The organism is Actinomyces sp. SKVG-SVH-4(1) (assembly GCF_048514265.1).
Taxonomy (GTDB): Bacteria; Actinomycetota; Actinomycetes; order Actinomycetales; family Actinomycetaceae; genus Actinomyces; species Actinomyces oris.
In genome coordinates, this window is sequence record NZ_JBGEVE010000003.1 from 243,874 (window position 1) to 268,070 (window position 24,197).

Consider the following 24,197-nt stretch of genomic DNA (forward strand, 5'->3'; position numbering starts at 1 on the left):
ATCTTGCTAGCAAGTGGGGCTCCCCGGGTACTCCCCATCGCTCCCCAGGTACTCCCCATTGCTGCATGGGGAGCATGTGGGTCCCCTGGGCTGCCCGTGGGCATCATGGGTACGGCACAGTTTTTCCCCGTGGGAGTCTCCCCATGTCTCGAATAAGGAATGCTGCATAGAGTGTCGGTATTCCTCAGGTTGAAGTGGCCTGAATGAGAGCATTGGAGGTCCATCATGACGATTACTTCGAAGCGGCTCCTGGCTGCCGTGAGCAGTATTGGTCTGGCGGCGACCTTGGCGTCCTGTCAGCTGCCAGGAGGCTCCTCGGGTGAGAAGGGGGCGTCGACCTCGACGTCGGCTTCAGCGCCGAAGTCGGCGCAGCCCGGGGGTGATAGCAATAGCAGCCAGGGTGCGGCCATTGAGTCGCACACCAGCAGCATTGACAGCAAGCCTGCAACCGTCTCCCTGAACTCCGTCTCCGCCACGGGGACGACGGTCACCGTCATGTTCTCCGTGACGAATGACGACAAGAGCAATGATATGTACGTCTCCGACTACTTCTCGGATGGGGACGACTCGATTCCGCAGCCCAGCGGAAAGGCGACACCGGGAGGAAGTAAGAACAACGTCGATGGAATCACGCTCATTGAGCCGTCCTCCTCGAACATCTATCGAGTCTCCTATGACTCCCAGGGCGGCTGCCTGTGCTCCGGTGACCTCAACGAGTTCGTCAAGCCCGGTCAGACGATCGCGCTTCAGGCGACCTTCACCGGTGTGCCGGCCGAGGCGAAGAACGTCACCATCACCATCCCGAATGGAGGGACCTTCAGCAACGTGGCGGTGACCCGATGAGACGGCAGATGAATGGGGGATGGGCAAGGGGCGCCACGTCTCGGTCTCTGTTTCGGTCAGGGGTGCTTGCAGCCGCAGTCGCCGTCGTGTGGGCAACATCGTGGCCAGTGTCCGCCTCGGCTGCTGCCGTACCTGCAGCACCGCAAGCGGGTCACCCGTTGGCGGCTGCGAGCAACAGCGCCACAGCCGACCCGACGACGATCACCAAGCAACCGGAGAGCGCCGGGCCGGGCAACCCTCGGGTGGCTCAGACCGTGGACCGCGTCGTCACGCCGGTGTCGCGTTCGAGCAGCTCGGATAGCGCGGTCACCTACTCCTCGGACGGGCAGACCACGGTGGCCTCACTGTCCGGAGACGTCACCTTCGACGTCGACTCCTCGGCCCTGACCGACCGCGCCAAGCAGGTGCTCGACGAGATTGTCAAGCGCTGGAACGGCAAGCCGCCCGCCACGGTCACCGTGGTGGGGCACACGGACTCCGTCGCCGACGACGCTCACAACCAGACGCTCTCCGAGCAGCGGGCCAAGGCTGTTGCCGACTACCTGACCTCCAAGGTCCCCTCCCTGAACGTCCAGTCCTCCGGCAAGGGGGAGAGCGAGCCCGTGGCCTCCGAGACCAACGCGGACGGCAGCGTCAACGAGGCGGGCAAGGCCGCCAACCGCCACGTCGATGTGCGGTGGGGGTAAGTGCGCACAATCGTCCTGCGGAGTCATGCCATCGCGAGCATCCATGCCAACCAGCCTCCTAGCGACAGGTAGGGACCGAAGGCGATGAATGTTTTGCGGTCCGCCAGGCGACAGGCCATGAGTGCTACGGCGGTGATCCCACCGATGAAGAATCCGAGGATAATGCCCATCGTGGCATAGGTTCCGCCGAAGTATCCGAGCCACAGCCCAAGAACGGCACACAGCTTCGCATCCCCAAGTCCCATGCCCGATCCGGGTAGCAGTGCCATGGCGCCCACAATGACGCCGGCACTCACTGCGCACAGGATGGACCTGAGGGCTGCCCAGCCTGCTTCGGGGAGGGGCGTCCCCGTGGTCGCGTTGAACAGCGCAAGAGCCAAGGTTGCTGTGCCGGTCCACAGGGCCGCAGGGCCGAGAATGCGATTGGGGAGCCGGTGGCACACGGCGTCAACGCTGCATGCCGCGCCGAGCAGCGCCACGAGGGGAAGGGCGACGATCACCTCGCCCCACGCCCCGCCAGCCGCTCCCCGCACGAGCGTCGCCGCGCACAGGACAGCGGCCAGAATGCCCTGAGAAGTGGGAGTCAGCAGCCACAGGGCGCGGAATTCTCGCGGCTCGGTGGTGGCGTCACGGGATGAGGTGGCCCCGGTCCGTGCCCTGGCCTGCTCTAGGTCGGACACATACCGGCGGGCGAACGCCGAGGCCGGGCGGGTGACGACTGCGATGGCTGCGCCGCCAACGGCGATGGTGGCCAGTAGTGCGGAGACGTTCACCTCCACACTCTCGCACGTTCGCTACCTTCGAGGTGGGGAAAAGTGGAGAAGACTCATGCGTGTCTCGCGTCCTCCAATGAGTGCTGGGCATCGACGCCAGTGTGCTCGCGCCTGTCCTTGCGGTCCTGCGGCGTGTCCAGGACCACGCCCTCACCTCTCCCTTCGCCCTGGCGCCCTGACGCGGCGAACGGGTAGCCTGGCCGACGGTGCCCGCAGACGGGTCACCGCATCTCCATTCCGTTCCCAGCGACGTCGGCTTCGTACGGGCCTCAGGCCTGCTCGGCTCAGGTGCGACATCGTGACGCGGGTCTGCCGCGGCGGGAACCGACGGGCCCCTGACTGCGGGGCTCCGGACGTCGTCATCGGGCCCGCCCCGATCCCGGCGGGCCGGCCCTCTCCGCGGTGGCGTGCGCCGTCGAGCCACCAATGGGGGAGCGGCCCGGCACGCAGGCAGCAGCCAGATACAGACTCACGTCCCCATGGAGAATCAGTAGTGCCTACCATTCAGCAGCTGGTCCGCAAGGGCCGCTCGACGAAGCGCTCCGCGTCCAAGACGCCGGCGCTCAAGGCCAGTCCGCAGCGCCGTGGCGTGTGCACCCGCGTGTACACCACGACCCCCAAGAAGCCGAACTCCGCCCTTCGTAAGGTCGCCCGTGTGCGCCTGTCCACCGGTATCGAGGTCACGGCCTACATCCCCGGTGAGGGCCACAACCTCCAGGAGCACTCCATCGTGCTCGTGCGCGGTGGTCGTGTGAAGGACCTTCCCGGTGTCCGCTACCACATCGTGCGCGGTGCCCTCGACACCCAGGGTGTCAAGGGCCGCCAGCAGGCACGTTCCAAGTACGGCGCCAAGAAGGAGAAGAAGTAATGCCTCGTAAGGGTCCCGCACCCAAGCGTCCGCTCGTCGTCGACCCCGTCTACGGCTCGCCGGTCGTCACCCAGCTCGTCAACCGTGTTCTGCTGGACGGCAAGAAGTCCACCGCCGAGCGGATCGTCTACGGCGCCCTGGAGGGCGTGCGCTCCAAGACGGACCAGGACCCGGTCTCGGTCCTCAAGCGCGCTCTGGACAACATCCGCCCCGCCCTGGAGGTCCGCTCCCGTCGTGTCGGTGGTGCCACCTACCAGGTGCCCGTCGAGGTCCGCCCCGGCCGCGCCACCACCCTGGCGCTGCGCTGGCTCGTGGACTTCTCCCGCCAGCGCCGCGAGAACACCATGACCGAGCGTCTCATGAACGAGATTCTCGACGCCTCCAACGGCCTGGGCGCCGCGGTCAAGCGCCGTGAGGACATGCACCGCATGGCCGAGTCCAACAAGGCCTTCGCCCACTACCGCTGGTAGTGCCGGAATCAGCTCCGTACCCCACACGAACGAAGGACACCACCAGTGGCACTTGACGTGCTGACAGACCTCACCAAGGTCCGCAACATCGGCATCATGGCCCACATCGATGCCGGTAAGACCACCGTGACAGAGCGCATCCTGTTCTACACGGGCATCAACTACAAGATCGGCGAGACGCACGACGGCGCCTCGACGATGGACTGGATGGAGCAGGAGCAGGAGCGCGGTATCACCATTACCTCCGCGGCCACCACCTGCTTCTGGAAGAACAACCAGATCAACATCATCGACACCCCCGGACACGTGGACTTCACGGTCGAGGTCGAGCGCTCCCTGCGCGTGCTCGACGGCGCCGTGGCGGTCTTCGACGGCAAAGAGGGTGTGGAGCCGCAGTCGGAGACGGTGTGGCGCCAGGCGGACAAGTACAACGTCCCGCGCATCTGCTACATCAACAAGATGGACAAGCTGGGCGCGGACTTCGACTTCTCCGTCCAGACCATCCGTGACCGCCTCCACGCCACCCCGATCGTCCTCAACTTCCCGATCGGTGCCGAGAACGACTTCTCCGGCCTCGTCGACGTTCTGGAGATGCGGGCCATCCGCTTCCCCGAGAAGGACGCCGACGGCAAGGAGACCCGCGGCTCCGTCGTCGAGTACGAGGAGATCCCCTCCGAGCTGGTCGCCAAGGCCGAGGAGCTGCGCGCCCAGCTGGTCGAGACGGTCGCCGAGGCCGACGACGCCCTCATGGAGAAGTACCTCGAGGGCGAGGAGCTCAGCATCGCCGAGCTCAAGGCCGGCATCCGCAAGCTCACCGTGGCCGGCGAGGCCTTCCCGGTCCTGGCCGGGTCCGCCTTCAAGAACAAGGGCATCCAGCCCGTGCTCGACGCCGTCCTGGACTACCTGCCCTCCCCGCTCGACGTCCCCGACGTCGAGGGCCACGCCGTCGGTAACGAGGAGGAGGTGCTCACCCGTCCGGCCGACGAGAAGGCGCCCTTCTCCGCCCTGGCCTTCAAGGTGGCCACCCACCCCTTCTACGGCAAGCTCGTCTACGTGCGCGTCTACTCCGGCAAGGTCTCCCAGGGCGAGATGGTCCTCAACGCCACCAAGGGCAAGAAGGAGCGCATCGGCAAGCTCTTCCAGATGCACTCCAACAAGGAGAACCCGGTGGAGGAGGCCCACGCGGGCCACATCTACGCCTTCATCGGCCTCAAGGACGTCACCACCGGTGACACCCTGTGCGCCCAGGGCTCCCCGATCGTCCTGGAGTCCATGACCTTCCCGGACCCGGTCATCCACGTGGCCATCGAGCCCAAGACCAAGGGCGACCAGGAGAAGCTGGGCGTGGCCATCCAGAAGCTCTCCGAGGAGGACCCCACCTTCACCGTCTCCCTCGACGAGGAGACCGGCCAGACCGTCATCGGCGGTATGGGCGAGCTCCACCTGGACGTGTTCGTGGACCGCATGCGCCGCGAGTTCAAGGTCGAGGCCAACGTGGGTGCACCGCAGGTCGCCTACCGCGAGACCATCCGCAAGAAGGTGGACAAGGTCGAGTACACCCACAAGAAGCAGACGGGTGGCTCCGGCCAGTTCGCCAAGGTGCAGATGAGCTTCGAGCCCCTCGTGGTCGACGAGGCCGCCGAGACCGCCGACGGCGAGAAGGCGCACTACGAGTTCGCCAACGCCGTCACCGGTGGTCGCGTGCCCCGCGAGTACATCCCCAGCGTGGACGCCGGGGTCCAGGACGCCATGCTCACCGGTGTCCTGGCCGGCTACCCGATGGTGGACATCAAGGCCACCCTCATCGACGGCGCCTACCACGAGGTCGACTCCTCCGAGATGGCCTTCAAGATCGCCGGTTCCATGGCGTTCAAGGAGGGTGCCAAGAAGGCCTCGCCGGTCCTCCTCGAGCCCGTCATGGCCGTCGAGGTCCGTACTCCCGAGGAGTACATGGGCGACGTCATCGGTGACCTCAACTCCCGTCGCGGCATGATCGCCTCGATGGAGGACGCCGTCGGCGTCAAGGTCATCCGCGCCAACGTGCCCCTGTCGGAGATGTTCGGCTACGTCGGTGACCTGCGCTCCAAGACGCAGGGACGTGCCGTGTACTCCATGACCTTCGACTCGTACGCCGAGGTTCCCAAGAACGTCGCCGACGAGATCATCGCCAAGGTCAAGGGCGCCTGACGCCCTGCCTCCGGGGTCCGCACCGGCTGCACGCAACCGCGGCGGACCCCGGCCCGACGGCGCCCCTCGGGTGCCGACCGGGACCCAGTTCAGTAAGATTTCCAACATCCACCAGTAGAGACTCTCGACGCCCGGGCGGCTAGCATGTGTGCTAGTCGAATCCCGACGAAGAGAACTACCCGAGTCCCAGGAGGACACCAGTGGCCAAGGCCAAGTTCGAGCGGACCAAGCCGCACGTCAACATCGGAACGATCGGTCACGTCGACCACGGTAAGACGACGCTGACCGCTGCGATCTCCAAGGTTCTGCACGACGAGTACCCCGAGCTGAACCCCTTCACCCCCTTCGACGAGATCGACAAGGCTCCTGAGGAGCGTCAGCGCGGTATCACCATCAACATCGCGCACGTCGAGTACGAGACCGACAAGCGCCACTACGCGCACGTCGACGCCCCCGGGCACGCCGACTACATCAAGAACATGATCACCGGTGCCGCCCAGATGGATGGCGCGATCCTCGTGGTCGCCGCCACCGACGGCCCGATGGCCCAGACCCGCGAGCACGTCCTGCTCGCCCGCCAGGTGGGCGTCCCCGCCCTCCTCGTGGCCCTCAACAAGTCCGACATGGTGGACGACGAGGAGCTCCTCGACCTGGTTGAGATGGAGGTCCGTGAGCTGCTGTCCTCCCAGGACTACGACGGCGACGAGGCTCCCGTCATCCGCGTCTCCGCTCTCAAGGCCCTCGAGGGCGACGCCGAGTGGGCCGGCAAGATCAAGGAGCTCATGGACGCGGTGGATGAGTTCATCCCCACCCCCGAGCGTGACATGGACAAGCCCTTCCTCATGCCCATCGAGGACGTCTTCACCATCACCGGTCGCGGCACCGTCGTCACCGGTCGTGTGGAGCGCGGCAAGCTCCCGATCAACTCCGAGGTCGAGATTCTCGGTATCCGCGAGGCCCAGAAGACCACGGTCACCGGTATCGAGATGTTCCACAAGCAGATGGACGAGGCCTGGGCCGGCGAGAACTGCGGTCTGCTCCTGCGCGGCACCCGTCGCGAGGACGTCGAGCGCGGTCAGGTCGTCTGCAAGCCCGGCTCCATCACCCCGCACACCGAGTTCGAGGGCCACGTCTACATCCTCACCAAGGACGAGGGCGGCCGCCACAACCCCTTCTACTCGAACTACCGTCCGCAGTTCTACTTCCGTACCACGGACGTCACCGGTGTCATCACCCTCCCCGAGGGCACCGAGATGGTCATGCCCGGCGACACCACCGAGATGACCGTCCAGCTCATCCAGCCCATCGCCATGGAGGAGGGCCTCGGCTTCGCCATCCGTGAGGGTGGCCGCACCGTCGGCTCCGGCCGCGTCACCAAGGTCATCAAGTGACCCACTGACGCTCCGCGCCTCCGCGTAGCACCAGACCTCCCCGGTCAGAGCATCTGCTCTGACCGGGGAGGTCTTTTTCGTGTCCCATGACGGGAAAGGGCGCAGCCGACCGTCAACATGAATAGAAATATGAATGACACTATTTTCTTGTATTCGTGATCTCGGCGTAATGAATGGTGTCGCAATGCCATAACGGACGATTTCAGATCCGTCACCGATCCTGTATTGCCCGACTACGTCAACTAAGTTAATGCCTGTTGCCAAGGGCATGGAGTCGACGCCTAAAAGAAGGTGGTCCCAGCGCTGTTGGTTACCCATGAATCGGAGTGTTCCCTTTGTTGTCTCGTCGTGCCATCAAGCCTCGTCTGCGCAAGCTCATCGCCGGCGCTGCGGCACTCACCTGCGTCGCTGGGGCGCTCGTGGGCACTGAGCAGCCTTCTGCCGGGGCGGCCCCGAGCGGGCTCCCTGCCGATGCGCTTCCGGCGGTCTTCGCGCAGGGCGGCACCAGCTGGTACCGGGACACCATCCAGTGGCTCCAGTGGGCGGACTACGACCAGAACTTCGCCGGCCAGACTAAGCCGAATGTTCCCGTGCTCGACTACGGGCAGCGCAGGACCTTCACCAACTACCGCGACATGGGGGAGGCCGGTTATCTGGTTACCACCTGCAACCTGTCCAATCTCAAGCACCTTGGTCACCGGAAGGACTTTCCTGACGATCTTTCGCGCGGTCCGCTGGTCGCCACGATTCCGGGCACCTGGGCCGGTGACATCCTCGACAACCTCTACAACATCGGAGGCGCCGGAGGCTGGAGCGACGGCAGCTCGGAGTGGCACAACGGCCTGACGTACCCGGACAACTACGTCAACCACAACCAGATGGTCATCGGACTGGCTAACGGCTACGCCTACAACGGGGAGAAGACCTGGGACGGCAGGGACAAGAACGATCGTCGGGCCGATCGCACGCCCACGGGCGGGTACTCACGCATCAGCTTCGATGTCTCCTGCTCGGCAGCTCTCCAGGCCCCCGACGGCAGCTCCACACCGGTGGCCCTCAACGGCCTGGTCTTCGCCGATGCGGAGGCCTCCAACCCCGGCAGTACCAATGAGCCCTTCGACGGTGAGTGGATCCAGGCCGAGGTCCCCAGCAACCAGCGAGTCACCTGGCGCCTCCTGGACGGCGGGCGCTCCAGTAACTGCACGGACACCAGAGGAGGTACCGGGCGGCCGGTCACGACCCGCGCGTCCTTCTCCAACGGGAACCGCACCCTGCGGCTGGACAACACGGCGCAGGAGTGCGTCTACCAGAACGGTGGACGCTACTCCAAGCCCAACGGCATCGGTGGGCCCGCGGTCTCCATGTTCATGGAAGGGGCTACCAGCGCCACCATCACCATGCAGGGATCGGGCTACTCCGCCGTCGCCCTCGGGCTGGTCCTGGTCACCGACTTCGGTGACGCGCCGGTCTCCTACGGCAGTGCCTCCGCCCTCCTGCAGCCCAGGTGGGATGGTGGTGAGGTGACGAACCGCAACGGCTATGACCTGTTCGGTGGCCGCCTCATCAACACCACCCGCATGCAGCCCACCGGACCCTACCTGGGCTCGGGTACTGACGCCGAGTCCCAGCAGCGCTTCAGCGACGGGGCCGACGGCGATGACAACGACGGCTGGTACGGCAACGACGAGGACGGTGTCTCCATCCCCGCCTCAGGCATTGAGACCGCCCCGGGACAGCAGTACACCACCAACGTCCGCTGCGGCGGCCGAGGAGCGGTAGCCGGCTGGATCGACTGGAACCACAACGGCGTCTTCGACGCCACCGAGAAGAGCGCTCAAACCACCTGTGACGGCCGGGGCAATGCCACACTGCGTTGGACCGTCCCCGAGGACGTCGTGCGCAGCATCGACGGGGAGGCCGGATCCCAGCCCCACACCTACCTACGGGTGAGGACAGCTGAGGCAGGAGTGAATCTCAAACCCACCGGCAGCACGATGGGTGGCGAGGTCGAGGACTACCGGATCGCGGTGCGCGTCCCCACGATCCGGCTCGTGAAGAACGTCCAGGCCCCCTACACCGGGCAGGTCAGGGCCCTCGGGGCCGACCAGTGGACCCTCAAGGCCCAGCAGGGCAACGGTGGGGCGGCGTCCCAGCAGGTGACCGGAAGTGTTGACACCGGGATCAAGGCGGTGCGTCCAGGACAGTACGCGCTCAGCGAGTCCTCCACGAACCCCCAGGCGCCGGGCTACGAGGCGAGCGCATGGCAGTGCGCCCAGACTCCCGGGACGCGCGGCAGCTGGAGCGGCTCGAGCGTGACAGGATCCAAGATCCAAGTGCAGGGCACCGATCGCCTCACCTGCTCGGTCACCAACACGACCAAGCCCGGAGCGCTGTCCTGGACCAAGGTCGACCAGGACGGTCAGACGCCCCTGGGCGGTACCAGCTGGACCCTGACCGGTCCCGGCGTCCCCGCCGGCACCGTTGTCGAGGACTGCCAGGCGGCGGGCTGCCGTGGCGGCGCCTACCGGGACACCAACCCGGCTCCGGGTGTCTTCGAGGTCAGTGGACTGGCGTGGGGGAGCTACTCCGTCACCGAGAGAACCGCCCCCAGTGGATACCAGCGCCTGGACAAGACCTTGGCCTTCAACGACGTCTCCGGCGCCAACCTCAAGGCTGGGCTCAAGGACACCACCGGTGTCACCAGGGGAGCCGTGACCAACCAGCGTCTGACCGGAGCCGTGTCCTGGAAGAAGCAGGACACGAGCGGACACGCCCTGGGCGGCTCGGAGTGGACGCTCAGCGGCCCCGGAGTCCCGGCCAGGACCACCGTCACCGACTGCGTCATCGCCGGTGGCAGGGGACGGTGCCCAGGCGGCCCCTACGCCGATACGGACCCCGCGGCCGGTTCCTTCACCGTGACCGGCCTGCCCTGGGACACGCGCTCCTACTCCCTGGTGGAGAAGCGGGCTCCCGCGGGATACCGGCTTGACACGACGAGCCGCAGCTTCGCCATCAAGCCCAACGCCCTCCAGTACTCCTTCTCGAAGGCCTTCACCAACGAGAAGGCGGCCACCCCCCGCTTGCCCCTGACAGGCGGACGCGGTGCGCACATCTTCCTGATCGCAGGAGCGGTCGTCTCCGCTCTGGCGATCTCCACCGGACTCCTCAGGAGGCGCCGTCACTGCAACCTCGACTGATCCGCCCACCGACCCACGCATGAAAGGTCGGAGGCGCCGGTGACGCCGTCGGACAAGACGAAGCCGTCCACCGGAGAAAGACTCCCTATCCATACCTCTGCCACGCGTTCGCATCTCCCCGCGGCGCACAGTGAAAGGAAATCCCAACCCATGAAGCACAACGCCAGCACGCTGGGGCGTCGGGCTGCTGCCGCAGCCGGTGTCCTCACCCTGGCCTTCCTCGGCCTGGCCCCTTCGGCCGTGGCTACGGAATCGCCTAACTACGGCAACATCAAGACTGAGGTGAAGGGCTCCCTGGCCATCCACAAGCACCTCAACGGTGGTGGCAACGACATCGGTAACCCCACCGGTACCCCGCAGAACGCGGACAGCAAGGGGGCTCCCGTCCAGGGCGTCGTCTTCACCGCCTACCCGATCACGGACATCAACCTGAAGGACCCCGCCGGGTGGGACACGATCAGTGACCTGTCCAAGGCCGGCGTGCCGGACAGCGCCTGCACCAACCCCGCCGCCCCCACGCTGGGGACGCACAAGTTCGGCACCCCCATGGCCTCCCCGGCCACCAATGACGAGGGCCTCGCCACGATTACGGACATGCCGGTTCAGGCCTACCTCGTGTGCGAGACCACGACCCCCGGCAACATCGTCCAGAAGGCCAAGCCCTTCGTGGTGACGGTTCCTCACCCGAACACCGCTGCGGGCGCTGACGGCCAGTGGATCTACGACGTCCACGTCTACCCCAAGAACGAGGCCATCAGCGTTGAGAAGAGCATCCAGGAGCAGAAGCTCAACGGCTACGGTGTCGGCTCCCTCGTCAAGTTCCCGGTGAGCTCGACGGCGCCGACTCTTGACGCCAAGTCCTTCTACAAGTACTTCCAGCTCAGGGACACCCTGGACGACCGCCTCACTGCGGTGACCGCCACTGAGGTCTCCCTCGAGGGCACGACCCTGGATCCCACCGACTACCAGGTGAACACCAACCAGCAGACCGTCACCGTCACCTTCACCGCCGAGGGTCTGAAGAAGATCAAGGCCGCCCCCGGCAAGAAGGTGTCCGCGGTCTTCCAGGGCAAGGTGACCGAGGTCCGCAACGGCGCCATCACGAACCGGGCTCAGGTGATCAGCGACACCGTCTACGCCGAGCAGCCCCCGACGCCTGAGGAGCCCCCGGCGAACCCCAACGACCCGCCGACCTCTAACGAGGTGACTTCCCGCTGGGGCGACCTGCTCATCAAGAAGGTGGACAACCACCAGCAGGGCCAGGACAAGGCCGGCCTCCAGGGCGCTCAGTTCCAGCTGTACAAGGCCAAGAACGCCTACGCCGGTACCTGCACCAAGGACAAGGAAGGCGACCCCATCGCCATCAACGGCGAGACCACGCTGACCACGGACGCCCAGGGCGCCATCAACGTCAAGGGCCTGTTCGTCTCCGACTCCATCGACGGTGCGAACCGTGACAACCAGAAGGATGCCACCGCGCGCTGCTACGTCCTGGTTGAGACCAAGGCTCCGGCCGGCTACGTCCTGCCCGCCGGTGACGGCGCCGTGACCCCCGTCAAGATTGAGGTCGGTTCGGTGACCACGGACAACGTCACCATCGAGAACACCAAGCAGTCGGTTCCGGGCCTGCCCCTGACCGGTGCCAACGGCATGCTCATCCTGACCGCCTCCGGTGCGTCCCTGCTGATGATCGCCGTCGGCTCCGTCCTCGTGGCCCGCTACCGCGAGCGCAAGCAGAACGCGAACCTCGCCGCCTGATGACGACCGCTGTCGGCCGGGGCGTATGAGCCGCGGCCGACAGCCACAACCGCACGAGCCCCGCCTCAACCGCGTCGTGACCGGGTGCTGAACCCGTCTCGATCGTGAGGCCGTGGCCCGAGCGGAAACGGTGCAGGCACTCGACGGACCCCGATCCGGCGAGCGCCTGCACCGCCATGTACCAACCTCCATCATCCCCGCCCCGAACACCCCGACCCTGGAAGCGCACGAGGCCCATGATCTTCCGCAAAGCACGCACGCCCCGCACCGCCCGGACTCCGCGCACACGCGCCTCGAGCGCCCAGAAGCATCGCCGTCCGCGTACCTGGCGCCTGTCGGTCTCAGCCCTGGTCACCTCCATCATGGCGCTGGTGGGCATGGGGCTGCTGACCTATCCGACGGCGGCCTCCTGGGTCGCCCAGTACAACCAGTCGAAGGTGACTGCCGACTACTCCGCCCAGGTCGATGGGGCCCGTCCCGACGCCAAGACCCAGGTCGAGCAGGCGCACGCCTACAACGACGCGCTCTCGGCCGGAGCGGTCCTGGAGGCCAACAACCACGTCCCCACCGGCGCCGGCTCCAGCAAGGACAGCTCCCTGCAGTACGCCAACATCCTCAAGGCCAATAACGAGGGACTCATGGCCCGTCTGAAGATCCCCTCCATCTCCCTGGACCTGCCCGTCTACCACGGCACGGCCGACGACACCCTCCTCAAGGGCCTGGGGCACCTGGAGGGCACCTCGTTGCCGGTCGGGGGAGAGGGGACCCGCTCGGTCATCACCGGGCACCGCGGCCTGGCCGAGGCCACCATGTTCACCAACCTGGACAAGGTCAAGACCGGTGACAGCCTCATCGTCGAGGTCTTCGGAGAGGTCCTCACCTACCGGGTCACCAGCACCAAGGTCGTCGAGCCCGAGGAGACCGAGGCCCTGCGCGCCGAGGAGGGCAAGGACCTGCTCACCCTGGTGACCTGCACGCCCCTGGGCATCAACACCCACCGCATCCTGCTGACCGGCGAGCGCATCTACCCGACCCCTGCCAAGGACCTCGCGGCGGCGGGCAAGCGCCCTGACGTTCCCCACTTCCCCTGGTGGGCCGTGGGTCTGGCCGCGGGGCTCATCGTCATCGGGCTGTACCTGTGGCGCTCGGGCTACACGGCGGCGCGGGCCAAGGAGCGGGCGCTGGCCAGGGCCCGTGCTGCGCAGGAGGAGCCGCGCCCCCAGACCTGGGCGGAGCAGATGCGGATCTGGATGGATGACGACGCCGGTGTCGAGCCCCAACGGTGGTTCACCGACCTTCCGGTCCCTCCCCAACCCTCCGAGATGGAGAACCTGGCGCTCCTGGAGGAGATCGCGTCGCTGTCGGCGCCGTCGGGACAATGGGATGACCAGGAGCTCATCGACACCGCGGAGATCCCGGTGCTGGGCGCGACACGCCCGAGCGCGGGGGCCAGTGGGCGGACTCACAGCCTCTAGGCCCAATCCTGGGTTCCGCTGCCCGCGCGAGCCCTGATAACGTAATCCGGCCGGCCAAGGGCGTGCACTCGCGTGCCCCTGGTTGTGCCGCCCCGGGATCACCCCGGGATTCATTCTGACGGACCCGTTCCTCCTGAACGGGTTTCCGTGTGTCCAGACCGGTTCACCGCCTTCCATCACGGGAGAGGCGTGCGTCCTCAAGCGACACGCCCGAGCGCGTGGACCGGCCAGAAGCAAGTACAAGAGAGGTTAGGCGCCATGGCGGGACAGAAGATCCGCATCCGGCTCAAGTCCTACGACCACGAGGTCATTGACTCCTCGGCGCGCAAGATCGTCGACGTCGTGACCCGCGCTGGCGCGACGGTCGTGGGCCCGGTGCCGCTGCCGACCGAGAAGAACGTGTTCTGCGTGATCCGGTCGCCGCACAAGTACAAGGACAGCCGCGAGCACTTCGAGATGCGCACGCACAAGCGGCTGATCGACATCGTCGACCCGACGCCCAAGGCCGTCGACTCGCTCATGCGTCTCGACCTGCCCGCTGACGTCAACATCGAGATCAAGCTCTGAGGACTGCCATGACAACGCTTAACACGCCGGCTGCCGCCGCGCCTGCCAAGGCGCTGCTCGGCACCAAGCTCGGCATGACGCAGATCTGGGACGAGAACGGGGTCCTGCGCCCTGTGACCGTCGTCCGGGTCGACACCAACGTCGTGACCCAGGTCCGCACCATCGAGACCGATGGCTACGAGGCCGTTCAGCTCGCCTTCGGCGACATCGACGCCAGCAAGGTCACCAAGCCGCTCGCCGGCCACTTCGCCAAGGCCGGGGTCGAGCCCCGCCGCCACGTGGCGGAGATCCGCACCTCCCTGGCGTCGGAGTTCACCCCCGGCCAGGAGCTGGCCGCTGACACCTTCGAGGTCGGCCAGCTGGTCGACGTCACCGGGACCTCCAAGGGTAAGGGGTTCGCCGGTGTCATGAAACGCCACGGCTTCGCCGGTGTGGGCGCCTCCCACGGTGCTCACCGCAACCACCGCAAGCCGGGCTCCATCGGCGCCTGCGCCACCCCCGGGCGCATCTTCAAGGGCCTGCGCATGGCCGGTCGTATGGGCCACGCGCGCCGCACCGTCCAGAACCTCAAGATCCGCGGCATCGACGTTGACAAGGGCGTTCTGCTCGTCAACGGCGCGATCCCCGGCCCCAAGGGCTCGGTCGTCGTCGTCCGCACCGCCGTGAAGGGAGCCTGAGACCATGACTGAGGCACTCACCGTCGACGTCGTCGACTCCGCGGGCAAGAAGACCGGCAGCGTCGAGCTGCCCGCCGAGGTCTTCGACGCCCCCCTCAACATTCCGCTCATGCACCAGGTGGTCGTCGGCCAGCTGGCCGCGGCCCGCCAGGGCACCCACGCCACCAAGACCCGCGGCGACGTCCGCGGCGGTGGCCGCAAGCCCTACCGCCAGAAGGGCACCGGCCGCGCCCGCCAGGGCTCGACCCGCGCCCCGCAGTTCGTCGGCGGTGGCACCGTCCACGGCCCGCAGCCGCGCGACTACACCCAGCGGACCCCCAAGAAGATGAAGGCCGCCGCCCTGCGCAGCGCCCTGTCCGACCGCGCCCGCAACGGCCGCGTCCACGTCATCACCGAGTTCGTCACCACCACGGTGCCCTCCACCAAGAACGCCCTGGTCGCGCTGCGCAACCTCACCGACCGCAAGGCCCTGGTGATTGTGGACCGTCAGGACGACCTGTCCAGGCTCAGCCTGCGCAACGCCCCCGAGGCGCACGTCCTGTGGGCCGACCAGCTCAACACCTACGACGTCCTCAAGTCCGACGACGTCGTCTTCACGGCCTCTGGCCTGGACGCGTTCCTGGGCAAGGGTGAGGAGGAGTCCAAGTGAGCCTCGAGAAGTCCAAGAACCCCCGCGACGTCATCATCGCGCCGGTGGTCTCCGAGAAGTCCTACGCCTGCATGGACCGTGGCCAGTACACGTTCATCGTGGCGCCGGGATCCAACAAGACCGAGATCAAGCAGGCCGTCGAGGCCATCTTCGATGTCAAGGTCTCCTCGGTGAACACCATCAACCGCAAGGGCAAGACGCACCGCACCCGCACCGGGATCGGCAAGTCCAAGGACACCCGCCGTGCGATCGTCACCCTGCGCGAGGGGACCATCGACATCTTCGGTGATGTGGCCTAGTGCGCCACGGAAGGTAAAGGATCGATATGGGAATCCGTAAGTACAAGCCCACGACCCCGGGTCGTCGCGGCTCCTCCGTGGCCGACTTCGTGGAGATCACGCGCAGCACGCCCGAGAAGTCGCTGGTGCGCCCGCTGAGCAAGTCCGGTGGACGTAACTCCTCCGGTCGTATCACCACCCGCCACAAGGGTGGTGGCCACAAGCGCGCCTACCGTCTCATCGACTTCCGTCGTCACGACAAGGACGGCGTGCCCGCCAAGGTCGCTCACATCGAGTACGACCCCAACCGCACCGCGCGCATCGCTCTGCTGCACTACATGGACGGCGAGAAGCGCTACATCATCGCCCCGAACAAGCTCCGTCAGGGCGACGTCGTCGAGGCCGGCCCCAGCGCCGACATCAAGCCCGGCAACAACCTGCAGCTGCGTCACATCCCCACCGGTACGGTCGTCCACGCGGTCGAGCTGCGTCCCGGTGGCGGGGCCAAGATCGCTCGCAGCGCCGGCACCTCCGTCCAGCTGGTCGCCAAGGAGGGCAAGTACGCGCAGCTGCGCATGCCCTCCGGGGAGATCCGCAACGTGGAGGCCGCCTGCCGCGCCACCATCGGCGAGGTCGGCAACGCCGAGCAGTCCAACATCAACTGGGGCAAGGCCGGCCGTATGCGCTGGAAGGGCGTGCGCCCGACCGTCCGCGGTGTCGTCATGAACCCGGTGGACCACCCGCACGGTGGTGGTGAGGGCAAGACCTCCGGTGGTCGTCACCCCGTCTCGCCGTGGGGCAAGCCCGAGGGCCGCACCCGCCGTCCCAACAAGTCCAGCGACCGCCTCATCGTGCGTCGTCGTCGGACCGGCAAGAAGCGCTGATAGGAGCCTGAATCATGCCGCGTAGTCTGAAGAAGGGTCCCTTCGTCGACGACCACCTCCTCAAGAAGGTGGACGCTCAGAACGAGAAGGGCACCAAGAACGTCATTAAGACCTGGTCCCGCCGTTCGGTCATCACGCCGGACTTCCTGGGGCACACCTTCGCCGTCCACGACGGTCGCAAGCACGTGCCGGTCTTCGTTACCGAGTCCATGGTGGGCCACAAGCTCGGTGAGTTCGCTCCGACCCGCACCTTCCGCGGGCACGTCAAGGACGACCGCAAGTCGCGTCGCTGACGGACGTCGGAAAGTTTGAGAGGCAGAGAACATGGAAGCCAAGGCGCAGGCCAAGTACGTGCGCTGCACGCCGATGAAGGCGCGCCGGGTCGTGGACGTCGTCCGCGGCAAGCGCGCCGTCGAGGCCGTCAACGTGCTCCGATTCGCCCCGCAGGCCGCTGCGGTGCCGGTGCGCAAGGTCCTCGAGTCCGCAATCGCCAACGCCCGGTTCAAGGCTGAGCGTGACGGTGAGCGTTTCGACGAGAACGACCTGTTCATCATCGAGGCGTTCGCCGATGAGGGTCCCACCCTGAAGCGGTTCCGTCCCCGTGCGCAGGGTCGGGCCAGCAGGATCCTCAAGCGGACCAGCCACATCACCGTCATCGTCGGGGACAAGTCCGACGCCGCAACGAAGGAAGGAGCCCGGTAATGGGGCAGAAGGTCAACCCGACCGGGTTCCGCCTGGGCATCACCACGGACCACCGCTCGCGCTGGTTCGCCGACTCCACCAAGCCCGGTCAGCGTTACCGCGACTTCGTGGAGGAGGATGTCAAGATCCGCCGCCTCATGGAGGACGGCATGGAGCGGGCCGGAATCTCCAAGGTCGACATCGAGCGCACCCGTGACCGCGTGCGCGTCGACCTGCACACCGCCCGTCCCGGCATCGTCATCGGTCGCCGTGGGGCCGAGGCCGAGCGCCTGCGCGGTCAGCTCGAGAAGCTGACCGGCAAGCAGGTCCAGCTCAACATCCTCGAGGTCAAGAGCCCTGACCTGGACGCCCAGCTGGTCGCCCAGGGGATCGCCGAGCAGCTCGCCTCCCGCGTGTCCTTCCGGCGCGCCATGCGCAAGGGCATGCAGTCCGCGATGCGCGCCGGCGCCAAGGGCATCCGGGTGCAGTGCTCCGGCCGCCTTGGCGGCGCCGAGATGAGCCGCAGCGAGTTCTACCGCGAGGGGCGCGTGCCGCTGCACACCCTGCGCGCGAACATCGACTACGGCTTCTACGAGGCCAAGACCACCTTCGGCCGCCTCGGCGTCAAGGTGTGGATCTACAAGGGCGACATCACCGAGCGCGAGTTCGCCCGCCAGCAGGCCGAGTCCGGCTCCCGTGGCCGGGGCCGGGGCGAGCGCCGCGGCGGCCGTCGTGGCGACCGCGGTGAGCGCGGTTCGCGTCAGAACACCGAGCAGCAGCAGGCAGCCGAGCAGACGCCGGCCGCCGAGACCGCTGCCGCAGACCAGGGAACGGAGGCCTGAGCCGTGCTCATCCCCCGCCGGACCAAGTTCCGCAAGCAGCACCGCCCGCACCGCACGGGCCTTTCCAAGGGCGGCAACCAGATCGCCTTCGGTGAGTACGGCATCCAGGCCCTCGAGCCCGCCTACATCACCAACCGCCAGATCGAGGCGGCCCGTATCGCCATGACCCGCCACATCAAGCGTGGCGGCAAGGTGTGGATCAACATCTTCCCGGACCGCCCCCTGACCAAGAAGCCCGCCGAGACCCGTATGGGTTCCGGTAAGGGTGCACCCGAGTGGTGGATCGCCAACGTCAAGCCCGGACGCATCCTGTTCGAGCTCGGCGGTGTCGACGAGGCCCTCGCCCGCGAGGCCATGCGCCGCGCACAGCACAAGCTTCCGATGAAGACCCGTTTCGTGACTCGTGAGGGTGGTGACGTCTGATGGCAATCGGTTCCAAGGGCCTGACCCCCGCCGACCTCGACGGCATGGACAACGAGCGCCTCTCCGAGGAGCTCTCCAAGGCCAAGGCCGAGCTGTTCAACCTCCGGTTCGCCTCGGCGACCGGCCAGCTCGAGGACCACGGACGTCTCAAGGCTGTGCGTCGCGACATCGCCCGCATCTACACGATCGTGCGCGAGCGTGAGCTCGGTATTCGCACCGCCCCGAGCACGGAGGAGTCCAAGTGAGCGAGCAGACCAGCACTGAGAACGTCGAGCAGTCCACCGAGCGCCCCCAGCGCAAGGTGCGTCGCGGCTACGTCGTCTCCGACAAGATGGACAAGACGGTTGTCGTCCTCGTCGAGGAGCGCTACAAGCACTCCCTGTACGGCAAGGTCCTCCGTCGCTCCAAGAAGGTCAAGGTCCACGACGAGAACAACGAGGCCGGTGTCGGCGATCTCGTCTCCATTATGGAGACCCGCCCGCTGAGCGCCACCAAGCACTTCCGCCTCCTGGAGATCCTCGAGCGCGCCAAGTGACCCTCGGCTGAACGCCGCCCTCGACTCGGTCGAGCCGGCCCCCGACGCCGCAGCATCCCTCCCGGGAGGCTGCGGCGTCGGCGTCGTTGGCTGCTACCGATGAATGATGACAGTCAGGCGGATCGGGGACTGCGGTGTGCGACGGGGACGTCCTGTTCCCCCAAAGGACGACGGTCGTACCCCAGTCGTCTGGAGGACAACGCAGTCCTCGGCGGGCAGGTACGTCCTCGATCAGGGGCCGATGGGCCGACCGGGTGCTTCGAGCGTCGGAGCAGGAGACCCGGGAAAAGCCGGTGAGCAAAGGCACAGGGCGGGCTGGTCATCTCAGGTTCCGCGTGATGCAGCGGCTGGACTAGGCTAATGGAGTTGCGCGCGCCCTCGGTGCGCCCGGCAGAGACCTCGTGCAGTCTGCGCCTGTGTCTGTCGGGACAGCGTATCGCGGGAATCCCCTATCCCTGGGTCAGCCTCGTGCGGCCTGCGGCCGGGGGAGACGTGTGCAAGACCAGAAGAACGTTCGGCCAGGCTCAGGAGCTTCCTGAGAACCGGCTCGACGACAGGAGAACACTCAATGATCCAGCAGGAGTCGCGACTGAAGGTCGCCGACAACACCGGTGCCAAGGAGATCCTTTGCATCCGTGTTCTCGGTGGATCGGGTCGGCGCTATGCGGGTATCGGCGACACGATCGTCGCCACCGTCAAGGACGCCATTCCCGGCGGCAACGTGAAGAAGGGCGAGGTCGTCAAGGCCGTCGTCGTGCGTGCCCGCAAGGAGCGTCGTCGTCCCGACGGCTCATACATCCGCTTCGACGAGAACGCCGCCGTCATCCTCAAGAACGATGGGGAGCCGCGCGGTACGCGCATCTTCGGCCCCGTCGGCCGTGAGCTTCGCGAGAAGAAGTTCATGCGCATCGTCTCGCTCGCCCCGGAGGTGATCTGAACATGGCACGCATCAAGAAGGGCGACCAGGTCATCGTCATCGCCGGTAAGGACAAGGGCAAGACCGGCCGCGTTCTGGAGGTCCTCAAGGGCACTGACCGTGTCATCGTCGAGGGCGTCCAGCGCGTGACCAAGCACACCAAGGTGGGGCAGTCCCAGCAGGGCGCCCGCACCGGCGGCATCGAGACCGTTGAGGCGCCCATCCACGCCTCCAACGTCATGCTCGTCGACCCCAAGACGAAGAAGCGCACCCGCGTGGGCTTCCGCGTCGAGGAGGGCGTGCGTCCCGACGGCCGCAAGCGCACCGTCCGCGTGCGTTACGCCAAGAAGAGCGGGGAGGACCTGTGACCATGGCTGAGAAGACCACCCCCCGTCTCAAGACGAAGTACGCCGAGGAGGTGCGCCCGGCCCTGCTCAAGGAGTTCCAGCACGGCAACGTGATGGAGGTCGGGCGCGTCGTCAAGGTCGTCGTCAACATGGGTGTGGGCGAGGCCGCCCACGACTCCAAGATGATCGAGGGCGCCGTGCGCGACCTCGCCGCCATCACCGGCCAGAAGCCGCAGGTCACCCGGGCCCGCAAGTCCATCGCGCAGTTCAAGCTGCGTGAGGGCATGCCGATCGGCGCGCACTCCACGCTGCGCGGCGACCGCATGTGGGAGTTCCTGGACCGTCTGGTCTCGATCTCCCTGCCCCGTATCCGCGACTTCCGCGGTCTGAGCCCCAAGCAGTTCGACGGGAACGGCAACTACACCTTCGGTCTGACCGAGCAGGCTGTCTTCCACGAGATCGACCAGGACCAGATCGACCGCGTCCGCGGCATGGACATCACCGTGGTGACCACGGCCAAGACCGACGAGGAGGCCCGCTCGCTGCTCAAGCAGCTCGGCTTCCCCTTCAAGGAGAAGTGAGATGGCGAAGACCGCACTGATTGAGAAGGCGAACCGTAAGCCCAAGTTCGGTGTCCGTGCCTACACGCGCTGCCAGCGCTGCGGCCGCCCGCACTCGGTCTACCGCAAGTTCGGCCTGTGCCGTATCTGCCTGCGTGAGATGGCCCTTCGCGGCGAGCTCCCGGGCGTGAGCAAGTCCAGCTGGTAAGAACTTACGTCGCAGGTCCGCTGAGGAAACCACGACGAGGAAGGGCTAAGGCCCACTCATGACAATGACAGACCCCATCGCAGACATGCTGACCCGTCTGCGCAACGCAAACAGCGCCTACCACGACACCGTGTCGATGCCGTCGAGCAAGCTCAAGGTGAACATCGCTGAGATGCTCAAGTCCGAGGGCTACATCGCCGGCTACGAGGTCACGGACGCCGAGGTCGGCAAGACGCTCACGCTGAGCCTCAAGTACGGAGCCAACCGCCAGCGGGCCATCCAGGGCCTGCGCCGGATCTCCAAGCCCGGCCTGCGCGTCTACGCCAAGTCCACCAACCTGCCCAAGGTCCTCGGCGGCCTGGGAGTGGCGATCCTGTCCACCTCCTCCGGCCTCCTGACCGACAAGCAGGCCGAGTCGCGTGGCGTGGGCGGCGAAGTCCTCGCCTACGTCTGGTAAGAGAAGGAACGGAGGAAAACCATGTCTCGTATTGGACGGCTCCCCGTTCCGGTTCCTGCCGGAGTGGACGTCACCATCGACGGCCAGGACGTGACGGTCAAGGGCCCCAAGGGCACCCTGTCCCGCACGATCAGCGAGCCCCTGAGCGTCACCCGCCAGGAGGACGGCTCCATCCTGGTCACGCGCCCCGACGACGAGCGCCGCTCGCGCTCGCTGCACGGACTGTCGCGCACCCTCATCAACAACATGGTGATCGGCGTCACCGAGGGCTACTCCAAGCAGCTCGAGATCGTCGGCACCGGTTACCGCGTCGCCGCCAAGGGCCAGAGCATCGAGCTCTCCCTCGGCTTCTCCCACACCGTGACCGTTGAGCCCCCCGAGGGCATCACCTTCACGGTCGACGGCAACCTGAAGATCACCGTCTCCGGTATCTCCAAGGAGCAGGTCGGCGAGGTCGCGGCGAACATTCGCAAGATCCGTCCGCCGGAGCCCTACAAGGGCAAGGGCGTGCGCTACGCCGGCGAGAACGTGCGCCGCAAGGTCGGAAAGGCTGGTAAGTGACCATGGCTTACTCGATCAAGAGGGGCAAGGGCAACCCCCGCGCCATCGCCCGCAAGATCCGTCACCAGCGCGTGCGCAAGCACATCTCCGGCACGCCCGAGCGTCCCCGCCTGGTGGTCACCCGGTCCAACCGCCACATGGTGGCTCAAGTCGTGGACGACACCATCGGTCACACCCTGTGCGCCGCCTCCACTCTGGAGGAGGCCGCCAAGGGCGTCGAGGGCCACAAGGTGGGCGCCGCCCACAAGGTCGGCGAGCTCATCGCCGAGCGCGCCAAGGCGCTGGGCATCGAGGCAGTCGTGTTCGACCGCGGCGGCAACAAGTACCACGGCCGTGTCGCGGCCGTCGCCGAGGGCGCCCGTGAGGGCGGCCTGAAGCTGTGAGCACTAAGACGACGAGAAAGCAGAGGAACATCTGATGGCTGCACCGCAGCGAGACAGGTCCGCGTCGTCCGACGGCTCGGCCCAGCGCGAGAACGACGAGCGCCGGGGCGAGGGCCGCGGCCGCCGCGACCGCAACAACGACCGCCGCGACCGTGGTCGCGGCAACGACGACAAGTACATCGAGCGCGTCGTCACCATCAACCGCGTGTCCAAGGTCGTCAAGGGCGGCCGCCGTTTCACCTTCACGGCCCTCGTGGTCGTCGGTGACGGTGAGGGCACCGTCGGCGTGGGCTACGGCAAGGCGAAGGAAGTTCCCTCCGCCATCGCCAAGGCCGTCGAGATCGCGAAGAAGAACTTCTTCCACGTCCCGATGATCCGCCGCACCATCCCGCACCTGGTCCAGGGTGAGGACTCCGCCGGAGTCGTCCTCCTGCGCCCGGCGTCCCCCGGTACCGGTGTTATCGCCGGCGGTCCGGTGCGCGCCGTGCTGGACTGCGCCGGTGTCCACGACATCCTGTCCAAGTCGCTGGGCTCCTCCAACGCGATCAACATCGTGCACGCCACGGTGGACGCCCTCAAGCAGCTGGAGCAGCCCGAGGCCGTCGCGGCCCGCCGTGGCCTGCCCCTGGAGGACGTCGCCCCGCAGTCCATGCTGCGGGCCCGCGCCGAGGGCGAGGCCGACAAGCGCGCTCAGGCTGAGAAGCAGGAGGCCGAGAAGGCCGCTGAAGGAGTGGGTGCGTGATGGCTGAGTCCGCATCGAAGCAGATGACCAAGCAGCTCAAGGTCACTCAGGTCCGCTCTGGCATCGGGGGCACCCACCGCCAGCGCGAGTCCCTCAAGACCCTGGGTCTGCGCAAGATCCGCCAGTCCGTCGTACGCGAGGACAGCCCCAGCGTGCGCGGCCTGATTGCCACGGTGCACCACCTGGTCACCGTTGAGGAGGTCTGAGATGGCTGACACCGAGAACACGCAGGAGGAGAAGGTGCGCGTCGTCAAGCTGCACCACCTGCGTCCCGCCCCCGGCGCCAAGAAGGCCAAGACCCGCGTGGGTCGTGGTGAGGCGTCCAAGGGTAAGACCGCCGGTCGCGGTACCAAGGGCACCAAGGCTCGTTACCAGGTCCGTCCTGGTTTCGAGGGTGGCCAGATGCCGCTGCACATGCGTCTTCCCAAGCTGCGCGGCTTCCGCAACCCCAACCGGGTCGAGTTCCAGCCCGTGAACGTCGGCCGTATCGCCGAGCTGTTCCCCGAGGGCGGCACGGTGACCGTGGAGGACCTCGTCGCCAAGGGTGCGGTTCGCAAGAACCAGCTCGTCAAGGTTCTCGGCGGCGGCGACGTCACCGTGGCCCTGACGCTCACGGTCGACGCCTGGTCCGGCTCCGCCAAGGAGAAGATCGAGGCCGCTGGCGGCACCATCGCCACGCGCTGAACGTCGTCGGGCCGAGCCCGGCACGGGTGACACCCCGACGGCGCGGCCCTGACGAGTAGCGACATCACAGACCCCGGCGGTCCAGGGAAACCTGGGCCGCCGGGGTCTGTCGTGCGCGGGCCTCGCACCGCACGACGGCTCCTGCGCACCTGCGG

At 66.8% G+C, this 24,197-nt stretch carries 31 protein-coding genes; 30 read left to right on the forward strand and 1 reads right to left on the reverse strand.

Annotation, left to right across the window (positions count from 1 at the left end):
- The first annotated feature begins 225 nt into the window (after positions 1 to 225).
- A complete protein-coding gene (locus AB7V09_RS04415) occupies positions 226 to 843 on the forward strand; it encodes a hypothetical protein (RefSeq protein ID WP_254654028.1) in 618 nt (205 codons plus the stop codon).
- 107 nt (positions 844 to 950) lie between these two features.
- Positions 951 to 1,529, forward strand: a complete 579-nt coding sequence (locus AB7V09_RS04420) for an OmpA family protein (protein WP_419143048.1) — start codon at positions 951 to 953, stop codon at positions 1,527 to 1,529.
- A gap of 23 nt (positions 1,530 to 1,552) precedes the next feature.
- On the opposite strand, the gene AB7V09_RS04425 is transcribed toward AB7V09_RS04420, so the two are convergent.
- Positions 1,553 to 2,302, reverse strand: coding sequence for a prepilin peptidase (locus AB7V09_RS04425; protein WP_419143049.1), 750 nt, complete (start codon positions 2,300 to 2,302; stop codon positions 1,553 to 1,555).
- Between the two features lie 493 nt (positions 2,303 to 2,795).
- On the opposite strand from AB7V09_RS04425, the gene rpsL reads away from it, so the two are divergent.
- The 28 genes from rpsL (at position 2,796) to rplO (ending at position 24,042) form a co-directional block, all read left to right on the forward strand.
- Complete coding sequence (rpsL, locus tag AB7V09_RS04430; RefSeq protein WP_003786082.1) at positions 2,796 to 3,170, forward strand: 30S ribosomal protein S12; 375 nt, start codon at positions 2,796 to 2,798, stop codon at positions 3,168 to 3,170.
- Positions 3,170 to 3,640: a 30S ribosomal protein S7 gene (rpsG, locus tag AB7V09_RS04435; RefSeq protein WP_003786052.1), complete on the forward strand. Its 471-nt coding sequence runs from the start codon at positions 3,170 to 3,172 to the stop codon at positions 3,638 to 3,640. Before rpsL ends, rpsG begins: the two co-directional genes overlap by 1 nt.
- Positions 3,641 to 3,685: 45 nt before the next feature.
- Positions 3,686 to 5,827 (forward strand): elongation factor G, encoded by a 2,142-nt coding sequence (fusA, locus tag AB7V09_RS04440; protein WP_279015495.1) that lies wholly within the window; start codon positions 3,686 to 3,688, stop codon positions 5,825 to 5,827.
- 200 nt (positions 5,828 to 6,027) lie between these two features.
- Positions 6,028 to 7,218 carry an elongation factor Tu gene (gene tuf, locus AB7V09_RS04445; protein WP_314156868.1) on the forward strand — a complete coding sequence of 397 codons (1,191 nt, stop codon included), beginning with the start codon at positions 6,028 to 6,030 and terminating at the stop codon, positions 7,216 to 7,218.
- A 335-nt stretch (positions 7,219 to 7,553) separates the two neighbouring features.
- Positions 7,554 to 10,415 (forward strand): CshA/CshB family fibrillar adhesin-related protein, encoded by a 2,862-nt coding sequence (locus AB7V09_RS04450; RefSeq protein ID WP_390883622.1) that lies wholly within the window; start codon positions 7,554 to 7,556, stop codon positions 10,413 to 10,415.
- A 150-nt stretch (positions 10,416 to 10,565) separates the two neighbouring features.
- On the forward strand, positions 10,566 to 12,173 hold the full coding sequence (locus tag AB7V09_RS04455; RefSeq protein ID WP_419143050.1) for a SpaH/EbpB family LPXTG-anchored major pilin: 1,608 nt from the start codon (positions 10,566 to 10,568) through the stop codon (positions 12,171 to 12,173).
- A gap of 236 nt (positions 12,174 to 12,409) precedes the next feature.
- Positions 12,410 to 13,648: a class C sortase gene (locus AB7V09_RS04460; RefSeq protein WP_419143051.1), complete on the forward strand. Its 1,239-nt coding sequence runs from the start codon at positions 12,410 to 12,412 to the stop codon at positions 13,646 to 13,648.
- A 258-nt stretch (positions 13,649 to 13,906) separates the two neighbouring features.
- Positions 13,907 to 14,215 carry a 30S ribosomal protein S10 gene (gene rpsJ, locus AB7V09_RS04465; RefSeq protein ID WP_003786051.1) on the forward strand — a complete coding sequence of 103 codons (309 nt, stop codon included), beginning with the start codon at positions 13,907 to 13,909 and terminating at the stop codon, positions 14,213 to 14,215.
- Between the two features lie 8 nt (positions 14,216 to 14,223).
- The gene (rplC, locus tag AB7V09_RS04470) at positions 14,224 to 14,892 is read left to right on the forward strand and encodes a 50S ribosomal protein L3 (protein ID WP_003789295.1); all 669 of its coding nucleotides are present in this window, start codon (positions 14,224 to 14,226) and stop codon (positions 14,890 to 14,892) included.
- Between the two features lie 4 nt (positions 14,893 to 14,896).
- Positions 14,897 to 15,541 carry a 50S ribosomal protein L4 gene (gene rplD, locus AB7V09_RS04475; RefSeq protein WP_009403568.1) on the forward strand — a complete coding sequence of 215 codons (645 nt, stop codon included), beginning with the start codon at positions 14,897 to 14,899 and terminating at the stop codon, positions 15,539 to 15,541.
- Positions 15,538 to 15,840, forward strand: a complete 303-nt coding sequence (gene rplW / locus AB7V09_RS04480; protein WP_003786064.1) for a 50S ribosomal protein L23 — start codon at positions 15,538 to 15,540, stop codon at positions 15,838 to 15,840. Before rplD ends, rplW begins: the two co-directional genes overlap by 4 nt.
- Before the next feature lie 26 nt (positions 15,841 to 15,866).
- Positions 15,867 to 16,703: a 50S ribosomal protein L2 gene (gene rplB, locus AB7V09_RS04485; RefSeq protein ID WP_009747234.1), complete on the forward strand. Its 837-nt coding sequence runs from the start codon at positions 15,867 to 15,869 to the stop codon at positions 16,701 to 16,703.
- Between the two features lie 14 nt (positions 16,704 to 16,717).
- Positions 16,718 to 16,996, forward strand: coding sequence for a 30S ribosomal protein S19 (gene rpsS / locus AB7V09_RS04490; protein ID WP_003786073.1), 279 nt, complete (start codon positions 16,718 to 16,720; stop codon positions 16,994 to 16,996).
- A gap of 31 nt (positions 16,997 to 17,027) precedes the next feature.
- Positions 17,028 to 17,405: a 50S ribosomal protein L22 gene (gene rplV / locus AB7V09_RS04495; protein WP_003789298.1), complete on the forward strand. Its 378-nt coding sequence runs from the start codon at positions 17,028 to 17,030 to the stop codon at positions 17,403 to 17,405.
- On the forward strand, positions 17,405 to 18,226 hold the full coding sequence (gene rpsC, locus AB7V09_RS04500; RefSeq protein WP_003789299.1) for a 30S ribosomal protein S3: 822 nt from the start codon (positions 17,405 to 17,407) through the stop codon (positions 18,224 to 18,226). Before rplV ends, rpsC begins: the two co-directional genes overlap by 1 nt.
- Before the next feature lie 3 nt (positions 18,227 to 18,229).
- Positions 18,230 to 18,649, forward strand: coding sequence for a 50S ribosomal protein L16 (gene rplP, locus AB7V09_RS04505; RefSeq protein WP_003781881.1), 420 nt, complete (start codon positions 18,230 to 18,232; stop codon positions 18,647 to 18,649).
- Positions 18,649 to 18,894, forward strand: coding sequence for a 50S ribosomal protein L29 (rpmC, locus tag AB7V09_RS04510; protein ID WP_009403578.1), 246 nt, complete (start codon positions 18,649 to 18,651; stop codon positions 18,892 to 18,894). Before rplP ends, rpmC begins: the two co-directional genes overlap by 1 nt.
- Positions 18,891 to 19,184 carry a 30S ribosomal protein S17 gene (gene rpsQ / locus AB7V09_RS04515; RefSeq protein WP_003789301.1) on the forward strand — a complete coding sequence of 98 codons (294 nt, stop codon included), beginning with the start codon at positions 18,891 to 18,893 and terminating at the stop codon, positions 19,182 to 19,184. The genes rpmC and rpsQ overlap by 4 nt, the downstream gene beginning before the upstream one ends.
- Positions 19,185 to 19,752: 568 nt before the next feature.
- Positions 19,753 to 20,121 carry a 50S ribosomal protein L14 gene (rplN, locus tag AB7V09_RS04520; RefSeq protein ID WP_003781898.1) on the forward strand — a complete coding sequence of 123 codons (369 nt, stop codon included), beginning with the start codon at positions 19,753 to 19,755 and terminating at the stop codon, positions 20,119 to 20,121.
- Between the two features lie 2 nt (positions 20,122 to 20,123).
- A complete protein-coding gene (rplX, locus tag AB7V09_RS04525; protein ID WP_003781892.1) occupies positions 20,124 to 20,468 on the forward strand; it encodes a 50S ribosomal protein L24 in 345 nt (114 codons plus the stop codon).
- A gap of 2 nt (positions 20,469 to 20,470) precedes the next feature.
- Positions 20,471 to 21,028: a 50S ribosomal protein L5 gene (gene rplE, locus AB7V09_RS04530; protein ID WP_043537565.1), complete on the forward strand. Its 558-nt coding sequence runs from the start codon at positions 20,471 to 20,473 to the stop codon at positions 21,026 to 21,028.
- Position 21,029: 1 nt separating this feature from the next.
- Positions 21,030 to 21,215, forward strand: a complete 186-nt coding sequence (locus AB7V09_RS04535; protein WP_003781856.1) for a type Z 30S ribosomal protein S14 — start codon at positions 21,030 to 21,032, stop codon at positions 21,213 to 21,215.
- 58 nt (positions 21,216 to 21,273) lie between these two features.
- Complete coding sequence (rpsH, locus tag AB7V09_RS04540) at positions 21,274 to 21,672, forward strand: 30S ribosomal protein S8 (RefSeq protein WP_003781870.1); 399 nt, start codon at positions 21,274 to 21,276, stop codon at positions 21,670 to 21,672.
- Positions 21,673 to 21,693: 21 nt separating this feature from the next.
- The gene (rplF, locus tag AB7V09_RS04545; RefSeq protein WP_003789306.1) at positions 21,694 to 22,233 is read left to right on the forward strand and encodes a 50S ribosomal protein L6; all 540 of its coding nucleotides are present in this window, start codon (positions 21,694 to 21,696) and stop codon (positions 22,231 to 22,233) included.
- Positions 22,234 to 22,235: 2 nt separating this feature from the next.
- Positions 22,236 to 22,616 (forward strand): 50S ribosomal protein L18, encoded by a 381-nt coding sequence (rplR, locus tag AB7V09_RS04550; RefSeq protein ID WP_003789309.1) that lies wholly within the window; start codon positions 22,236 to 22,238, stop codon positions 22,614 to 22,616.
- A 34-nt stretch (positions 22,617 to 22,650) separates the two neighbouring features.
- Positions 22,651 to 23,358 carry a 30S ribosomal protein S5 gene (gene rpsE, locus AB7V09_RS04555; protein ID WP_003789310.1) on the forward strand — a complete coding sequence of 236 codons (708 nt, stop codon included), beginning with the start codon at positions 22,651 to 22,653 and terminating at the stop codon, positions 23,356 to 23,358.
- Complete coding sequence (gene rpmD, locus AB7V09_RS04560; protein ID WP_009396392.1) at positions 23,358 to 23,564, forward strand: 50S ribosomal protein L30; 207 nt, start codon at positions 23,358 to 23,360, stop codon at positions 23,562 to 23,564. The genes rpsE and rpmD overlap by 1 nt, the downstream gene beginning before the upstream one ends.
- A 1-nt stretch (position 23,565) precedes the next feature.
- The gene (gene rplO, locus AB7V09_RS04565) at positions 23,566 to 24,042 is read left to right on the forward strand and encodes a 50S ribosomal protein L15 (RefSeq protein ID WP_003789315.1); all 477 of its coding nucleotides are present in this window, start codon (positions 23,566 to 23,568) and stop codon (positions 24,040 to 24,042) included.
- Positions 24,043 to 24,197 lie beyond the last annotated feature (155 nt).

What these genes read in the sequence shown, in the direction of transcription:
- AB7V09_RS04415 (WP_254654028.1), top strand. Translation starts at nt 226, where the DNA reads ATGACGATTACTTCGAAGCGGCTCCTGGCTGCCGTGAGCAGTATTGGT.
- rpsG (WP_003786052.1), top strand. Translation starts at nt 3,170, where the DNA reads ATGCCTCGTAAGGGTCCCGCACCCAAGCGTCCGCTCGTCGTCGACCCC.
- AB7V09_RS04455 (WP_419143050.1), top strand. Translation starts at nt 10,566, where the DNA reads ATGAAGCACAACGCCAGCACGCTGGGGCGTCGGGCTGCTGCCGCAGCC.
- AB7V09_RS04460 (WP_419143051.1), top strand. Translation starts at nt 12,410, where the DNA reads ATGATCTTCCGCAAAGCACGCACGCCCCGCACCGCCCGGACTCCGCGC.
- rpsJ (WP_003786051.1), top strand. Translation starts at nt 13,907, where the DNA reads ATGGCGGGACAGAAGATCCGCATCCGGCTCAAGTCCTACGACCACGAG.
- rplC (WP_003789295.1), top strand. Translation starts at nt 14,224, where the DNA reads ATGACAACGCTTAACACGCCGGCTGCCGCCGCGCCTGCCAAGGCGCTG.
- rplD (WP_009403568.1), top strand. Translation starts at nt 14,897, where the DNA reads ATGACTGAGGCACTCACCGTCGACGTCGTCGACTCCGCGGGCAAGAAG.
- rplB (WP_009747234.1), top strand. Translation starts at nt 15,867, where the DNA reads ATGGGAATCCGTAAGTACAAGCCCACGACCCCGGGTCGTCGCGGCTCC.
- rpsS (WP_003786073.1), top strand. Translation starts at nt 16,718, where the DNA reads ATGCCGCGTAGTCTGAAGAAGGGTCCCTTCGTCGACGACCACCTCCTC.
- rplV (WP_003789298.1), top strand. Translation starts at nt 17,028, where the DNA reads ATGGAAGCCAAGGCGCAGGCCAAGTACGTGCGCTGCACGCCGATGAAG.
- rpsC (WP_003789299.1), top strand. Translation starts at nt 17,405, where the DNA reads ATGGGGCAGAAGGTCAACCCGACCGGGTTCCGCCTGGGCATCACCACG.
- rpmC (WP_009403578.1), top strand. Translation starts at nt 18,649, where the DNA reads ATGGCAATCGGTTCCAAGGGCCTGACCCCCGCCGACCTCGACGGCATG.
- rplN (WP_003781898.1), top strand. Translation starts at nt 19,753, where the DNA reads ATGATCCAGCAGGAGTCGCGACTGAAGGTCGCCGACAACACCGGTGCC.
- rplX (WP_003781892.1), top strand. Translation starts at nt 20,124, where the DNA reads ATGGCACGCATCAAGAAGGGCGACCAGGTCATCGTCATCGCCGGTAAG.
- rplE (WP_043537565.1), top strand. Translation starts at nt 20,471, where the DNA reads ATGGCTGAGAAGACCACCCCCCGTCTCAAGACGAAGTACGCCGAGGAG.
- AB7V09_RS04535 (WP_003781856.1), top strand. Translation starts at nt 21,030, where the DNA reads ATGGCGAAGACCGCACTGATTGAGAAGGCGAACCGTAAGCCCAAGTTC.
- rpsH (WP_003781870.1), top strand. Translation starts at nt 21,274, where the DNA reads ATGACAATGACAGACCCCATCGCAGACATGCTGACCCGTCTGCGCAAC.
- rplF (WP_003789306.1), top strand. Translation starts at nt 21,694, where the DNA reads ATGTCTCGTATTGGACGGCTCCCCGTTCCGGTTCCTGCCGGAGTGGAC.
- rplR (WP_003789309.1), top strand. Translation starts at nt 22,236, where the DNA reads ATGGCTTACTCGATCAAGAGGGGCAAGGGCAACCCCCGCGCCATCGCC.
- rpsE (WP_003789310.1), top strand. Translation starts at nt 22,651, where the DNA reads ATGGCTGCACCGCAGCGAGACAGGTCCGCGTCGTCCGACGGCTCGGCC.
- rpmD (WP_009396392.1), top strand. Translation starts at nt 23,358, where the DNA reads ATGGCTGAGTCCGCATCGAAGCAGATGACCAAGCAGCTCAAGGTCACT.
- rplO (WP_003789315.1), top strand. Translation starts at nt 23,566, where the DNA reads ATGGCTGACACCGAGAACACGCAGGAGGAGAAGGTGCGCGTCGTCAAG.